Below are 14,580 nucleotides of genomic sequence, written 5' to 3' on the forward strand. Positions count from 1 at the left end.
GCTCCCGGTCCGCGGGGCGGACCAAAGCCGTCCCGAAGGACGGGACGGTGTGCCCGGCGCGGCCGTGTCGCACCGCCGGGCGCCGTACGGCGGTCGGTCAGTCCCGCTCGACGAATCCCCGCGGGAGGTCCCGCGCGTGCACGACGTGCAGCGCGTGGGTCGGGCGGGTCATCGCGACGTAGAGGTCCCCGGCCGAGGCCGCGAGCACGTCGGCGGGCTCGACGAGCACGACGACGTCGAACTCGAGCCCCTTGGCCTGACCGGGCGTGAGCACGACGAGCGTCTGCTCGAGGTCCGGCAGCTCGCCGCCCGGGGCGTCCTCGGCGGTGCCGTCCAGCGCGCGGCGCACCGCGGCCGCGTGCGCGGGCGTCGCGACCACCGCGACGCGGCCCGCACCGCCGGCCTGGCCGACCGTGGCCGCCAGCTCGCGTGCGGTGGCCGCGGCGGCCGTCGTGACGTCGCCGCCGGCGACCCGGTGCAGACGCAGCGCGTCGGGCACGTCCCGCGCCGACGTCTGCGGGCTCACTGGCAGGCCCGCGGCCAGCGCGACCCGCCGCGCGGCGTGCGCGACGGTCGCGGGCGTGCGGTAGTTGACGGTGAGCTCGGCCAGCCGCCAGGACCCGCGCAGCAGCGGCCCGAGCATCGCCTCCCAGTCGTGCGTGCCCCCCGCGGACGACGTCTGCGCGACGTCCCCGACGATGGTCAGCGACCGCGTCGGCACGCGCCGCAGCAGCGCGCGCCACGCCATCGCGGACAGCTCCTGGGCCTCGTCGACGACCACGTGGCCGTAGGTCCACGAGCGGTCCGCGGCGGCCCGCTCGGCGGTCGTCAGCGACGGCCCGCTGCTCGCGAACCGGTCGGCGAGCGCCTCGGCGGACACGAGGTCCCCGGCGCCCGTGCTCTGCAGCACCTGGCGCGCGTACTCGAGCTCCTGCGTGCGCCGCTCGGCGTCGGCCCGCGCCTGCGCGCGGGCGGCCTGGTCGTCCTCGCCGAGCAGCTCGGCGGCCTCGTCGAGCAGCGGCACGTCGGCGGCCGTCCACGGGGCGTCCGCGGGCCGGACCAGCAGCGCGCGCTCGCGGTCGGACAGCTCGGGCGCGGCGGCCGCGAGCCGGTGGGGCTTGGTCCACAGGTCCGTGAGCAGGCCCTGGGGCGTGAGCGGCATCCACGCGAGGTTGAGCGCGATGCGGATCTCGCGCGTCGTGCGCAGGTCCTCGACGATCTCCGCGCGGTCCTCGGGCGGCACGTCCCACGCGAGCTGCTGCACGTACTGGTCGGCGAGCCGCGCGAGCATGTCGCGCACGAACGTCACGCGCGCGAGGTTGTGCGGCTTGTTCTGCCGGCGCGCGCGCGCGATGGCCCCCGCGACGTCCTTGGGTCGCACGACGACCGTGCGGCCGTCGATCCGCACGCTGGTGGGCTGCGCGGGCACGCGCTGCCGCTGGCGCACGGCCCGCGCGACGACGCGCGCCATCAGCGCCCGCCCCTTGATCTCGGCGACGGCGTCGGGCTCGGTGCCGCGCGCCTCGACGCCCGGGTACAGCTCGGCGAGCGTCGCGGTGACGACGCCGGTCTCGCCGAGCGAGGGCAGCACCTGGTCGATGTAGCGCAGGAAGGTGCGCGACGGGCCGACGAGCAGCACGCCCGAGCGCTCGAGCAGGCGGCGGTGCGCGTAGAGCAGGAACGCGGCGCGGTGCAGCGCGACGGCGGTCTTGCCGGTGCCGGGGCCGCCCTGCACGACGAGCGCGCCCGCGAGCTCGGAGCGGATGATCGCGTCCTGCTCGGCCTGGATGGTCGCGACGATGTCGCCCATGCGGCCGGTGCGCGCCGCGCCGAGCGCCGCGAGCAGCGCACCCTCGCCCGAGACGCCCGCGAGCGAGTCGGGGTCGACGCCCGCCGCGGCGAGCGCGTCGACGTCGAGCACGTCGTCCTCGAGGCCCGTGACGCGCCGGCCGGCCGTGACGAGGTGGCGGCGGCGCGCGACGCCGTCCGGGTGGGCGGCGGTGGCGCGGTAGAACGCCTGCGCGGCCGGTGCGCGCCAGTCGGTCAGCAGCGGCGTCTGCTCCTCGTCGGTGAGCCCGAGCCGTCCGATGTAGCGCCGCTCGCCCTCGCGCAGGTCGAGCCGGCCGAACGCGAGCCGGTCCTCGACCGCCTCGAGCTGCGCGACCCGGTCCTCGTAGAGCGTCGCGAACGCGTCGCGCTCCGAGCGGTTCTGCGGCGAGCCCGAGGGTCCGGCGCGGCGCACCGACGCGAGGCGGCGACGCGCCTGCGCGCGCAGCTCGTCGAGGCGCGCGTACAGCCCGTCGACGACTCGCTGCTCGCCGTCCAGCTCGCTGTCGATCCCTGCCACCAGCCCGTCCACCCCCGTCGTGCCGGGTGCGAGCCCGGTCGTCGGCGCCGTCGGGACCCGCCCGACCGCCCCCGCCCGTCGCGGGCGGCCGTCCATTATCCGCTCGTCGCGGCGGTGCCCGGGCCACGACGCGCGCGACGACACGATCGACGCCCTCGTCGCACGTGCGTGACGGTCCTGCCTTACAGTGCGTGCACACCGACGGGAAGGACCCCATGCACGGCTCTGCTGCACGCGAGGCCGAGGCGCCCCCCGCCTCCACCGCGGACGACCTGCCGTTGCGCATCCTCGTGGTGGAGGACGACGAGGGGGACGCGGTCCTGGTGCAGGAGCACCTGCAGGACGCGGGTCTCGTGCACGAGACCGTGTGGGCCCGCTCGGTCGACGAGGCGCTCGAGAACCTCGACGTCGACTGCGTGCTGCTCGACCTCGGGCTGCCCGACGCGATGGGGCTGAGCGCGCTGCAGCGCGTGCTCGACGCGGGCGCGCCGCCCGTCGTCGTGCTCACGGGGCTGACCGGCACCGACGCGGGCCTCGAGGCCGTCGCGGCGGGCGCGCAGGACTTCCTCGTCAAGGGGGACGTGCACCCCGACGTCCTCGCGCGTTCCGTGCGGTACGCGGTGCAGCGCCGCCGCCTCGAGGACACGGGCCGGGCGCTCTACCGCAGCCTGGTCCGTGCCGCGGAGACGACGCGCCTCGAGCGCGCGCTGCTCCCCACGCCGCGCGTGACCGACGAGCGCCTGGAGGTCCGCGTCGGCTACCGCGCGGGGCGCGACGGCCTGCTGGGCGGCGACTTCTACGACGTGGTCGAGCGTCCCGACGGGACGGTGCTCGTGATGGTGGGGGACGTGTGCGGGCACGGCCCCGACGAGGCGGCGCTCGGCGCGACGCTGCGCACCGCGTGGCGCACGCTCGTGATCGCGGGGACCCCGGCCGACGAGATCCTCGGGCTGCTCGAGCGCGTGCTGCAGGCCGAGCGCTCGCGCCCCGAGGTGTTCACGACGGCGACGATGCTCGCGATCCACCCCGACCGGCGCTCGGCCGACCTCTACCTCGCGGGCCACCCCGTGCCGCTGCTGGTGGGCGACCCGTCGTCGCTGCTGCCGGCCGACGCGCGCGGCCGCGCGCTCGGCATCCCCGTGGGCGGCGGCTGGCCCGCGCGCCGCCTCGACCTGGGGCCCGCGTGGCGCGTGCTGCTCTACACCGACGGCCTGCTCGAGGCCACGGTCGCCGCCGACGGCACGCGGCTGGGCAAGCCGGGTCTGCTCGAGCTCGCCGACCGGACGCTGCACGCGGCGCCGGACGACGGTGCCGCGGTCGCGCCCGACGAGGACCCGGTGCTCGGCCGGCTGCTGTCGGCGGTCCGCGAGCGCCACGGCGGCGACCTCGTCGACGACGCGGCGGTCGTGCTGGTCGGGTGGCCCGCGTGACGGCGTCCGCGCGCCCCGGCCCACCGCGCGCGACGCTGCGCCGCCGGCTCGGCGTCCTGCTGGGCGTCGCGGCCGCGGTCCTCGGTGCGGTCCTCGTGCTCACGGGGTACGTCGCGGCCCGCTCGTCGCAGGCGCAGGAGCTCGTCACGCAGACGTACTTCGACGCGGTCACGCGCGCCGACGCCGCGTACATCCGCCTCGTCGACGCCGAGACCGCGGTCCGCGGCTACGCGCTGACCGGTGACGACGTCACGCTCGAGCCGTACCACCGCTCGCGCGAGCAGGAGGACTCGATCACGGATGTCGCGCAGCGCGTCGAGCGGACCTCGCAGGACGAGGTGCTCGTCGCGAGCGCGCGCGCCGCGCGCGACGCCGCCGACCGCTGGTACGACGAGTTCGCCGAGCCCACGATCGCGGCCGTCGCCGCGGGCGGGCCGACGGCCGTCGACCCCGCCGCGATCGAGACGGGGCGCGTGCTGTTCGACGAGACGCGCACGGCCGTCGAGGTCTACAACGCCGAGCTGCGCGCCAACCGGCTCGAGGCCGTCGCGGCGGTCGAGCAGTGGCAGCGGCTCACCGCCCTGATCATCGCCGGGCTCGTGGTCGCGGCGCTCGCGGTCGGGACGACGCTGTGGGTCGTGCTGCGGCGCTGGGTGCTCGCACCCGTGGACGAGCTCGCGGCCGCGAGCCGCGCGGTGTCCTCGGGCGACCTCAGCCACGTCGTGCGCGTCGACGGGCCGGGGGAGATCGAGCAGCTCGCGGCCGACGTCGAGGCGATGCGCGTCGGGCTCGTGACGCAGCTCGCGGCGCTCGAGGAGTCGCGGCGCGAGATCGCCGACGCGCACGACCGGCTGACCGAGCAGGCCGAGGAGCTGCGGCGCTCCAACCGTGACCTCGAGCAGTTCGCGTACGTCGCGTCGCACGACCTGCAGGAGCCCCTGCGCAAGGTCGCGAGCTTCACGCAGCTGCTCAAGAAGCGCTACGGGGGTCAGCTCGACGAGCGGGCCGACCAGTACATCGACTTCGCGGTCGACGGCGCCAAGCGCATGCAGCGGCTGATCCAGGACCTGCTGGGGTTCTCGCGCGTCGGTCGCGTCGGGGGCGAGGTCGTCGACGTCGACGTCGCGCAGGCGCTCGACCGCGCGGTCGACCAGCTCTCGGAGCGCGTCGAGGAGACCGGTGCCGTCGTCACGCACGACGGCCTGCCGGTCGTCCGGGGCGAGGAGCCGCTGCTGGTCCAGCTGCTGCAGAACCTCGTCGGCAACGCCGTGAAGTTCCGGCACCCGGACCGGGTCCCGCACGTCCACGTCAGCGCGACGCGTGTGGAAGACTCCTGGGAGTTCGAGTGCCGGGACAACGGCATCGGCATCGACCCGCAGTACGCGGAGCGCGTCTTCGTCATCTTCCAGCGGCTGCACGCCAAGGACCTGTACGAGGGCACCGGGATCGGGCTCGCGCTGTGCAAGAAGATCGTCGAGTTCCACGGCGGTCGGATCTGGATCCCGGAGACCGCCGGGGACGGCACCAGCATCCGCTGGACGCTGCCGGCGGCCGAGGACGACGCCCCGCCCGCCGGGGTCGAGGGGCAGGCCTGAGTGTCCGTGCAGAAGCCGATCGACGTGCTGCTGGTCGAGGACGACCCGGGCGACGTGCTCATGACGCGCGAGGCGTTCGAGCACAACAAGGTGCGCAACCGCCTCTCGGTGGTCGCGGACGGCGTCAGCGCCCTCGAGTTCCTGCGCAAGGAGGGCGAGCACGCCGACGCCCCGACGCCCGACCTCGTGCTGCTCGACCTCAACCTGCCGCGCATGGACGGCCGCGAGGTGCTCGAGGCCATGAAGTCCGACGCGACGCTGCGCGCGATCCCCGTCGTCGTCCTGACGACGTCGGAGGCCGAGGAGGACGTCCTGCGCTCCTACTCGCTGCACGCCAACGCGTACGTGACCAAGCCCGTCGACTTCGACCGCTTCATCGACGTGGTCCGGCAGATCGACGAGTTCTTCGTCGAGGTCGTGCGCCTGCCCGGTCACTGACCTGGCTGGCCCCCACGGTCCTCCCGCGCGGTGCCGTGCAGGTCACGGCGCCGCGCGGGAAGAGTCCGGGCGGGTCCGGCGTTGCACCTCTCGACCGCACGACGAGAGGCGAGTGAGCGATGCTGGACCCCCGGGACATCTACGACGTGGACGTCGACGTGGCCGAGCGCGTGGACGCGGCGACGCGCGACGGCGGCGCCGGACCCGTGCTGGTGCACGCGGTGCGCGGCTTCGTCGACGCCGGCCACGCGGGTCAGGTCGCCGTCGACCACCTCGTGTCGGGCGCGCCCGCCCAGCGGCTCGTGACGTTCGACGTCGACCAGCTGGTCGACTACCGCTCGCGCCGCCCCGTCATGACGTTCGACGAGGGCTGGACGGGCTACGACGCGCCCGAGCTCGTCGTGGACCTCCTGCACGACGCGCAGGGCACGCCGTTCCTGCTGCTGCACGGGCTCGAGCCCGACGTGCAGTGGGAGCGCTGGGTCGCCGCGGTGCGCCAGGTCGTCGAGCGGTTCGACGTGCCGCTCGTCGTCGGGCTGCACGGCATCCCGATGGGCGTGCCGCACACGCGGCCGATCTCGGTGACCGCGCACGCGACGCGCGCCGACTTCGTGGCGGACCACACGTCGTTCTTCGGCACCGTGCAGGTGCCGGCCAGCGCGTCGGCGCTGCTCGAGCTGCGTCTCGGCGAGGCGGGTCACGACGCGATGGGCTTCGCGGTGCACGTGCCGCACTACCTCGCGCAGTCGCCGTACCCCGCTGCGGGTCTCGCGGGCCTGCGGCACGTCCAGCGCGCGGCCGGGCTCGACCTGCGGCTCGCCGACCTCGAGCCCGCGGCCGCCGAGGCGACGCGCGAGGTCGAGCGTCAGGTCGAGGGGTCGAGCGAGGTCGCGGCGGTCGTGCAGGCCCTCGAGGAGCAGTACGACGCCTTCACGCGCAGCGTGGGGCGGACGAGCCTGCTGGCCCAGGCGACCGACCTGCCGACGGCCGAAGAGATCGGCGCCGAGCTCGAGCGCTTCCTGGCGACCCAGGTGGACGAGGGCGGGGACGAGGGCTGACCCGTCCGCCGCCGTGCCGGCCGTCCGCGCGCGAGCGCTCGGTGCCGGGGGCGTCGTGACCGGATCGTTGCCGTCCCGCGGGGGACGAAACGGCCCGTTCCGTGGCGTACGCCACACCGGCGTGAAAGGATCGCGAGCGTTGCAGTGACGTACGGACGCTCGACCGGTCTCGCGCCGTGACCTCGGTCGCGGTGGCATGAGGTTCCGCCCGTCCCCGTGGGGACCGGACCGCCCGGTGCAGGACGTGAGGCATTGCGGCGCGGTGCGGGCAGTCGGCGCGCACCGTCACACGGTGGGACAGAAGGATGCGGGACATGGCACAGGGCTCGGTCAAGTGGTTCAACGCCGAGAAGGGCTTCGGGTTCATCGCGCAGGACGACGGCGGCGCCGACGTCTTCGTGCACTACTCGGCGATCGACACGCAGGGCTACCGCTCGCTCGACGAGGGGCAGCGCGTGGAGTTCGACATCACGCAGGGTCAGAAGGGTCCGCAGGCGGAGCACGTCCGCCCGCTGTGACCTGCGTCCCCGGCGCGACGCCGGGGCGCCGATGCGGGGCCGCACCGTCCGACGGTGCGGCCCCGCGTCATGCCCGGGGGGAGGCGCCCGGCGCGCGCCCGACCTCGCCCGCGCCGCCCGCCGTCCCCTCGGCGGGCGTGGGCGGGTCGTGGCGCGGCGTCGCGCGGCCCGCGAGCACGCGCGTCTCGCCGTCGGTCAGCAGGCGCGCCGGCACCGGCAGCGTCCGCAGCGTCCGGTCCAGGCCCGGCTCGTCGAGCAGCGAGGGGTCGTCGGTGCCGACCAGGACGAGGTTGCCGTAGCGCCGCCCCCGCAGCAGCGCGGGCTCGGCGACGACGCCGATGCGCGCGAACGCCGCCGCGAGCGTGGCGAGCTCGGCGCGCGCGAGCGCCAGCGGCGGACGGTCGGCGCAGTTCGCCAGGTAGACGCCGCCCGGGCGCAGCACGCGCGCCACGTCGCGCGTGAGCTCGAGCGTCGTGAGGTGGTCCGGGGTCCGGTCGCCCGCGAAGACGTCCCGCACCACGACGTCGAACGACGCGTCGGGCAGCGTCGCGAGCTCGGCGCGCGCCTCGCCCGTGCGCAGGCGCAGGTGCGGCGCGCGGGGGAGGGCGAACCACTCGCGCGCCAGGCGTGCGAGCTCGCCGTCGAGCTCGACCGCGAGCTGTCGGACGTGCGGGTGCCGGTGCGCCAGCGCGCGGGCGAGCGCGCACCCGCCGGCGCCGAGGTGCAGCACCGACAGGTCGGGGCGGGTGGCCGCGACCACGTCGATCACGGCGGCCGCCTGCTGCATGTACTCGAAGTCGAGCAGAGCGGGGTCGTCGAGGTCGACGAACGAGCTCGGCACGCCGTTGACCAGGAGCGTCGCGGCGCGGGGGCGGCCGGGCTCGGGGACGACCTCGGCCGTGCCGGTCGTGATCGGCACGGGGCCGTCCGGCCAGGTCGGCGCCGTCGCCGTCGATGTCGGTGGTCGGCGGGACGATGCATCACGACGTCGGGCAGCCACGCGCACACCGTACGTCGTGGCGGCTGCCGTGGGCGGCAGCTGTTGACGGAGTCGAACACGTGTTCGAAGATGGACCGGTGGCGGGAGTCCCGCCGGTCGAGGGAGGTGGCGGTCGTGAGCGCTGAGGTCGTCGTGCTGCACCCCGGGTCGCTGCCCCCGCAGACGAGCGAGCTGCTCGGGCGTGCCGACGCCGAGCTGCTCGCGGCGCAGTTCTCTGGCGAGCCGTGGGAGATGTTCTCGCACGCGCACATGGCCGCCCTGCGCGCCGGTGCGGCCCTCGTCGCCGCTCGCGGTCGCCCGACGGGACGGGGGGCGCCCCGGACCGTCTGGGGCATGCTGGACGTGGTGGCCCCCGAGCTCCACGCCCAGGCGGCCTTCTTCGCGCACGCGGCGACGCTCCGGTCGGCGGTGGACGCGGGGAGGTTCGAGCTCGTGGCCCCGGCGCGTGCCGAGCGGACGCTGTGCGCCGCGGAGGACATGGTCGACGCGGTCCGTGCCGTCCTCGTGCGTGACGCGGCGGACGGGGGTGAGGTGCGTGCGGTGGCGGGCAGGTGAAGCCTCGGTGCGCGACACGCCCGGCGGTGGCGCTCGCACAGGTTCGTGACGCATGATGATCGCCCTGCCGCAGGGACTGCTCGACTACCACGTTGGTGTGAGCCGATCTATCCTGAGGCGAAGAGTCCATTGGAGTGCGACGGGGGTCGGGATGCCACTCTCCGAGTACGAGCAGCGCGTGCTCGAGCAGATGGAGCGTCAGCTGACGTCTGACGACCCGCGGCTCGCCAACACGCTCACCCAGCGAGGTGGGCGACGGCCCGTCGTGCGCTACGTCGTCGCCGGTGTCGGCGCGGTCGTCGGCCTGCTGCTGCTGGTCGTGGGCGCCGCGACGTCGCTCCCGTGGCTCGGCGCCGCCGGGTTCGTCGTGATGTTCGCCGCGGTCGGGTTCGCGTTCGCGGGGCCGCACGGCACGCCTCGCGGCCCCCAGGGCACCGTGGCCCCGGACGGGACAGTCCGACCCGCGCCGGGTCGCACGGCGGCGAAGAAGAAGCAGGGCTTCATGTCGCGCTTCGAGGAGCGGTGGGACCGGCGCCGCGACGGCGACGGACGCTGACGACGCGTCTCGACGTGCTCGGACGGTGACGGGGACGTCCGTCCCGACCGTTGGAGCATGCCCGGTGGCACGCTCGTCAGCGTGATCCATCTCTACCTGCACGCTCGTGCGCTCCCGGGCGCGCGGCCCGCGGTCGAGTCCTTCCTCGCCGAGGCGCGCGCCGTCTACGAGGAGCCCGACGGCGTCGCCGTGCGGCTGCAGTGGTCGACCACCGACCCGGACGCCTTCGTCGAGATCATGGAGTACGCCGACGAGGCGACCTGGCGTCGTGACCAGGAACGCGTCGAGCACGATCCGCGCATGCGCGCCCTGATCGAGCGGTGGCACGGCCTGCTCGCCTCCGGTCCGGTCGTGTCGACCTACGAGGACGTGCCGATCACCGTGCCGTGACCTGCTCCCGGCGGCGCGCCGTCGACGACGCGACCGCCTCGTCGACGCCCGCGCGGACCGCCAGTCGCCACGCGTCGAGCTCGCCCGGCCGGACCGGCGCCGGCGACGGTGCGTACCGCGCCTGCTCGACGGCCGTCGCGAGGTGCTCGAGCGCGGCGAGCGGCGCCCCCGCGAGCGGGACCCCGGTGCGCTCCTCGAGCGTGGTGCGCACCCGTCGCACCGCGGCGCGAGGGCTGTCGGAGTCGGACCAGCGCAGGTCGGCGCGCGCCAGCTCACGCCGCAGGAGCGTCCACGCGTGCTCCGGGGACGCCGCGGACGCGCGGCGCCGCCGGGCGACGAGCACGAGGGCTCCCGCGCCCAGCAGCAGGACGGTGCCCACGGCGGTGCCCACCGCGACCGGCACCCACGGGGTGCTCGCGTCGTCCGCGGCCGACGGCGGGGTCGACGGTTGCGCGGTCGGGGCCGCGGACGGGGCTGCGCCGGGCTCGACGGCGTCGAGGTCGTCCTCCGGGACCTGGTCGGTCGCCGTCGTCGCCGCGAACGGGTCCGCCCAGACGGGCGGCGGGCCGGTCTGCGACGCCGGCGTCGGCTCGAACCGCACCCATCCCTGACCGTCGAAGTACAGCTCGGGCCACGCGTGCGCGAGCCGGCCCGTGACGACGTACTCGCCGTCCCGGTTCCGCTCGCCGGGCAGGAACCCCACGCCGACGCGGGACGGGATGTCGAGCGTGCGGGCCATGATCGCCATCGCGGTCGCGAACTGCACGCAGTACCCGCGCCGGTCCTCCAGGAAGTCCCACACGGCGTCGGACGACCGTGCGGGGGGCACGCGCGTGTCGTACGTGAAGTTGGCGATCGAGCGCAACCAGGTCTGCAGCGCGAGCGCCTGCTCGTACGGTCCCTGCGCGTCGGCCGTCAGCTCGGCGGCGAGCGCCGCGATGTCGTCCCGGTGCTGCGTCGCGGGCACCGCGGTGTACAGCTCCGCGTCCTCGGGCACCCCGACCTCGGCCCCGCGGAGGTCGGCCGCGCTGAGCGACGGCACCTGCACCTGCATCGCGTAGGTGAGACCCTCGCGCGTCGCGCGCTCGCCGACGACCTCGTCGCGCTGCTGGTCGTACCCCCACGCTCCCTCGACCGTCAGCGTGCGGGCGAACGTGCTCAGAGGCAGTCGCCGCTCCCGCAGCGCGCCGACCGAGACGTCCACCTGCGCGAGCGTGCCGGCCTCGGGCGACGGCGGCACGCCGCGCAGTGCGGGGTCGGAGGACAGCAGCAGCGCGGGGTCCCAGTCGGTGAGGCGGTCCGAGTCCGTGCGCTCCCAGAGCCGGCCGTCGAACGTCGCGAGGGTGAAGGCCCGGAGCGGGCCCACGAGGCGCGCGTCGACGGCGGGCGCCGCCGCTGCGTCGTCGCCGGCCTCCTCGGGGACGGGCGGCCCGGTGGCGTCGTCGTCCGCGTCCTCGGGGACCGGCGCCGCGGCGGCGTCGTCGTCCGCGCCGGGGTCGTCCGCCGCCGCGTCGGGCCCGGCGGTGGGGTCGACGACCCGGTACGTCAGCACGACCTGCCCCGAGCGCTGGCCGAGGCTGTCACGCAGGTCGAGGTCGTCGCTGAGCTCGAGCGGCCCGACCGCTCCCGACCCGAACGTCGGCAGCGAGACGCTCGCCCAGCCGGGCGCGTCCATCAGCGGCGGGCCGGCCACGACGGTCAACCCGGCCAGGGCCGCCGCCGTCACGGCGGCGACGACCGCGCGGCGCGCGCGCCCGACGTGCACGTGCAGGGGTGCGGCGCCGTAGGCGAGCAGCGCGAGGTAGGCGGTGGCGGTCCAGAAGACGGCCGCGGCGCCGGCGGGGAAGCCGAGCACGACGGCGGGCACCCAGAGCGCCAGCAGCGGGGCGCCGGCCAGCGCCGGCACCCGGAGCGCGAGCACCGCCGCGTCGACGAGCAGGAGCACGGCGACCGCGCCGACGACGACGAGCATCTCGCCCGGACGCACGTCCGGCATCGGCACGAAGGAGTCGTTCACGACCGCCACGCCCTGCTGCGCGGTCGCCCACGCACGGCGCAGCGCGTCGAGGTCGGGCAGGAACTGCGGTCGTCCCGGTGGTGCGCCGTAGCGCAGGACGAGCCCCACGACCGCGACCGCGGCACCGGCGGCGGTCGGCACCCACCACCGGCGGGTGAGCGCCCGGGTCAGCGCGGTCGTCGCGCCGACGACGAGCACCGCGGCCCCGGCGACGACGAGCCACCGCGTCCCCACGATGAGCCCCGACAGCGCGAGCAGCGCGGCCCAGGTCGCGAGGACGCCCAGCGCGGCGCCGAGCCACGCGCGCGCGCCCTGCTCGGGGGTCGGCGTCATCGTGCGCCCCCCAGCAGCTCGAGCCAGCAGGTCTGCAGGTCCGTGCCCGTGGTGACCTGCACGGCGCGCCATCCCGCTCGGCGCAGCGCCAGCACCGTGGCGTGCGCGTCGCGTGCGTCGCCGGAGGTCCGGCCGTCCTCGCGGACGACCGCCCACGCCTGCGCGGCGTCACCGAGGTGCGCGAGGCCGGCCCGAGCCCCCGGGGTCAACGGCCCGAGCGCCGCGAGCACGATCTCGCCGCCCGTCTGGCTCGTGCCCAGGACGCGGACCGCGTCGACGAGCGCGGCCTCACCCTCGGGCGCCGACCGGGCCGGCTCGAGGTCGATCGTCAGGTCGAGCAGCGCCGCGCGCGACTCCGGGCCGCTGCGGGCGTGGACGAACGGCGACGCGCCCGACCCCCCGCCCGGTGCGACGCCGGCACCCGCCAGGCGCACGGGGTGCCCGGCCTCGAGCATCGCGAGCGCCATCGACGCGGTCAGCGAGATCGTCCACTCGGCCGCGCTCGCGCGCACGGGCAGGTCGAGCAGCACGGTCACCGGGCGCAGCCCGGCACGCTCGTCCGAGCGCACCAGCAGCGAGCCGCGGCGTGCGCTCGAGCGCCAGTGCACGCGGCGCAGGTCGTCGCCCTCGCGGTAGTCGCGCAGGTGGGCGTCGTCGGTCGACGGGGTGCGCGCACCGAGCGCGACGCGGTCGGGCTCGCCCACCAGGACGTCGGAGGGTGCGGGGAGGGCCGCGACGGCGGGCCACACGGCCACCTGGGTCTCGTCGCCGAGGGTCGCGCGCGAGCGCACGACGCCGAAGGTGTCGACGCGCGTCACGACCAGCGGCCCCAGCGGCCAACGGCCCCGCCGGCCCGCGCGCACGGTGTAGCGGACGCTGGCCGTCTCCGGCCGGCGCACGACACGCGCGCGCAGGGCCCGACCGCCCGAGAGCTCGACCGCCGCCTGCTCCGAGAACCGCAGACCCGCGAGGCGTGCGCGGCCCGCGCGGTCGGTGGCGCGGACCTCGACCTCCACCTGGGACTCCTCACCCGCGTGCACCGGGTCCGGCAGCACGGACCGCCGGACGGCGAGTCCTCGTCGTCCGCGGGCCGCGTCGACCGCGACCGCGACGCCGAGCGCGACCACGGGCAGGGCCAGCAGCAGGACGCCGATCCGGACGAGGTCGAGCGAGCCGAGGCCGATCCCGACCTGCAGCGCGACGAGACCCGCCGCGGCGAGCGCCCAGCCCCGGGCGGTCGGACGCTGACGCATCAGCCCGCGGTCTGCCGGGCGGGTGCGGCGGTCGTGGCGACCGGCAGCGGCGTGCGGGCGACGACGGCGGCGACCACGTCCTGCGTCGTGCGTCCGGACAGCCGCGCCTCGGTGCTCGGGAGCAGGCGGTGCGCGAGCACCGCGACCGCGAGCTCCTGCACGTCGTCGGGCAGCACGTGATCGCGTCCCGCCATCGCGGCGAGCGACTTCGACGCCCGCAGCAGCTGGATCGCGGCGCGCGGCGACGCGCCGAGCCGCAGGCCCGGGTCCTCGCGCGTCGCGGTCACCAGGTCGACCACGTAGCGCTTGACGGCGGGTGCCGCGTAGAGCCGGCGCGCGACGTCGACGCAGCGCTGCACCTCGGCCGCGTCGGTGACGGGTCGCAGCCGCGCGAGCGGGTCCGCGGTCTCCTGCGCGTCGAGCATGTCGAGCTCCGCCTCGACGCTCGGGTAGCCGACGGTGAGTCGTGCCATGAACCGGTCGCGCTGCGCCTCGGGGAGCGGGTAGGTGCCCTCCATCTCGACCGGGTTCTGCGTCGCGACGACGAGGAACGGACGGGGCAGGGGGTAGGAGCGGCCGTCGACCGTGGCCTGCGCCTCCTGCATGCACTCGAGCAGCGCGGACTGCGTCTTCGGCGACGCGCGGTTGATCTCGTCCCCGATGACCACGTGCGCGAAGACGGGCCCGGGCCGGAACTCGAACTCGTGGGTCTGCGCCCGGAAGATGTTGACGCCCGTGAGGTCGCTCGGCAGCAGGTCCGGCGTGAACTGGATCCGCCCCACCGAGGCGTCGATGCTGCGCGCGATCGCCTTGGCGAGCGTCGTCTTGCCGACGCCGGGCACGTCCTCGAGCAGCAGGTGGCCCTCGGCCAGCAGGACGGCGAGCGACGTGCGCACGAGCTCGGGACGGCCGGTCACGACGGACTCGACGTTCGCGCGCAGGCGGGTGGTGACGGCGACGAGCGCGGCGAGCTCGTCCGGGGTCGGCGGTGTCGACATGTGTACGGCTCCCTCGGCGGACTGGGACGAGCGTACGCATGGCGCGCGCGCCGCGGGTGGCCTTCGTCGCCCGGGGTCGTCCGTCCGTGGTC

13 protein-coding genes are annotated in these 14,580 nt (G+C 76.1%); 8 read left to right on the top strand and 5 right to left on the bottom strand.

Annotated features, from left to right (window positions below):
* Positions 1-97: 97 nt before the first annotated feature.
* Entirely contained in the window at positions 98-2,347 is a 2,250-nt protein-coding gene (locus GY42_RS02790; protein WP_046530464.1) for a HelD family protein, read from the bottom strand.
* A 215-nt stretch (positions 2,348-2,562) separates the two neighbouring features.
* Between GY42_RS02790 and GY42_RS02795 the strand changes: the two genes are divergently transcribed.
* From GY42_RS02795 to GY42_RS02815, 5 genes are all read left to right on the top strand, one after another.
* Complete coding sequence (locus GY42_RS02795) at positions 2,563-3,777, top strand: PP2C family protein-serine/threonine phosphatase (protein WP_046530465.1); 1,215 nt, start codon at positions 2,563-2,565, stop codon at positions 3,775-3,777.
* Complete coding sequence (locus tag GY42_RS02800) at positions 3,774-5,372, top strand: sensor histidine kinase (RefSeq protein WP_226235843.1); 1,599 nt, start codon at positions 3,774-3,776, stop codon at positions 5,370-5,372. The genes GY42_RS02795 and GY42_RS02800 overlap by 4 nt, the downstream gene beginning before the upstream one ends.
* Positions 5,373-5,810, top strand: coding sequence for a response regulator (locus tag GY42_RS02805; RefSeq protein ID WP_046528170.1), 438 nt, complete (start codon positions 5,373-5,375; stop codon positions 5,808-5,810).
* A gap of 119 nt (positions 5,811-5,929) precedes the next feature.
* Positions 5,930-6,868 carry a proteasome assembly chaperone family protein gene (locus tag GY42_RS02810; protein WP_046528171.1) on the top strand — a complete coding sequence of 313 codons (939 nt, stop codon included), beginning with the start codon at positions 5,930-5,932 and terminating at the stop codon, positions 6,866-6,868.
* 314 nt (positions 6,869-7,182) lie between these two features.
* Positions 7,183-7,386, top strand: coding sequence for a cold-shock protein (locus tag GY42_RS02815; RefSeq protein WP_046528172.1), 204 nt, complete (start codon positions 7,183-7,185; stop codon positions 7,384-7,386).
* A gap of 67 nt (positions 7,387-7,453) precedes the next feature.
* Here GY42_RS02815 and GY42_RS02820 read toward each other — a convergent pair whose 3' ends face one another.
* Entirely contained in the window at positions 7,454-8,386 is a 933-nt protein-coding gene (locus tag GY42_RS02820) for a fused MFS/spermidine synthase (RefSeq protein ID WP_046530466.1), read from the bottom strand.
* Between the two features lie 114 nt (positions 8,387-8,500).
* Here GY42_RS02820 and GY42_RS02825 point away from each other — a divergent pair, with 114 nt between their 5' ends.
* From GY42_RS02825 to GY42_RS19290, 3 genes are all read left to right on the top strand, one after another.
* A complete protein-coding gene (locus GY42_RS02825; protein ID WP_236686695.1) occupies positions 8,501-8,941 on the top strand; it encodes an SAV_6107 family HEPN domain-containing protein in 441 nt (146 codons plus the stop codon).
* A 151-nt stretch (positions 8,942-9,092) separates the two neighbouring features.
* On the top strand, positions 9,093-9,497 hold the full coding sequence (locus tag GY42_RS02830) for a DUF3040 domain-containing protein (RefSeq protein WP_046528173.1): 405 nt from the start codon (positions 9,093-9,095) through the stop codon (positions 9,495-9,497).
* Positions 9,498-9,554: 57 nt separating this feature from the next.
* On the top strand, positions 9,555-9,887 hold the full coding sequence (locus tag GY42_RS19290) for a putative quinol monooxygenase (RefSeq protein ID WP_160309390.1): 333 nt from the start codon (positions 9,555-9,557) through the stop codon (positions 9,885-9,887).
* Here GY42_RS19290 and GY42_RS02840 read toward each other — a convergent pair.
* The 3 genes from GY42_RS02840 to GY42_RS02850 are packed head-to-tail and all read right to left on the bottom strand — an operon-like array spanning position 9,874 to position 14,488.
* On the bottom strand, positions 9,874-12,237 hold the full coding sequence (locus GY42_RS02840; protein WP_046528174.1) for a transglutaminase domain-containing protein: 2,364 nt from the start codon (positions 12,235-12,237) through the stop codon (positions 9,874-9,876). The two genes, GY42_RS19290 and GY42_RS02840, sit on opposite strands and share 14 nt — an antisense overlap.
* Positions 12,234-13,490, bottom strand: coding sequence for a DUF58 domain-containing protein (locus GY42_RS02845; RefSeq protein WP_046528175.1), 1,257 nt, complete (start codon positions 13,488-13,490; stop codon positions 12,234-12,236). Before GY42_RS02845 ends, GY42_RS02840 begins: the two co-directional genes overlap by 4 nt.
* On the bottom strand, positions 13,490-14,488 hold the full coding sequence (locus GY42_RS02850) for an AAA family ATPase (protein WP_046528176.1): 999 nt from the start codon (positions 14,486-14,488) through the stop codon (positions 13,490-13,492). Before GY42_RS02850 ends, GY42_RS02845 begins: the two co-directional genes overlap by 1 nt.
* Positions 14,489-14,580 lie beyond the last annotated feature (92 nt).

It is taken from the genome of Cellulomonas sp. FA1 (assembly GCF_000986825.1).
Taxonomy (GTDB): domain Bacteria; phylum Actinomycetota; class Actinomycetes; order Actinomycetales; family Cellulomonadaceae; genus Cellulomonas; species Cellulomonas iranensis.

What these genes read in the sequence shown, in the direction of transcription:
- GY42_RS02840 (WP_046528174.1), bottom strand. Translation starts at nt 12,237, where the DNA reads ATGACGCCGACCCCCGAGCAGGGCGCGCGCGCGTGGCTCGGCGCCGCG.
- GY42_RS02845 (WP_046528175.1), bottom strand. Translation starts at nt 13,490, where the DNA reads ATGCGTCAGCGTCCGACCGCCCGGGGCTGGGCGCTCGCCGCGGCGGGT.
- GY42_RS19290 (WP_160309390.1), top strand. Translation starts at nt 9,555, where the DNA reads ATGCCCGGTGGCACGCTCGTCAGCGTGATCCATCTCTACCTGCACGCT.
- GY42_RS02795 (WP_046530465.1), top strand. Translation starts at nt 2,563, where the DNA reads ATGCACGGCTCTGCTGCACGCGAGGCCGAGGCGCCCCCCGCCTCCACC.
- GY42_RS02815 (WP_046528172.1), top strand. Translation starts at nt 7,183, where the DNA reads ATGGCACAGGGCTCGGTCAAGTGGTTCAACGCCGAGAAGGGCTTCGGG.
- GY42_RS02810 (WP_046528171.1), top strand. Translation starts at nt 5,930, where the DNA reads ATGCTGGACCCCCGGGACATCTACGACGTGGACGTCGACGTGGCCGAG.
- GY42_RS02830 (WP_046528173.1), top strand. Translation starts at nt 9,093, where the DNA reads ATGCCACTCTCCGAGTACGAGCAGCGCGTGCTCGAGCAGATGGAGCGT.
- GY42_RS02850 (WP_046528176.1), bottom strand. Translation starts at nt 14,488, where the DNA reads ATGTCGACACCGCCGACCCCGGACGAGCTCGCCGCGCTCGTCGCCGTC.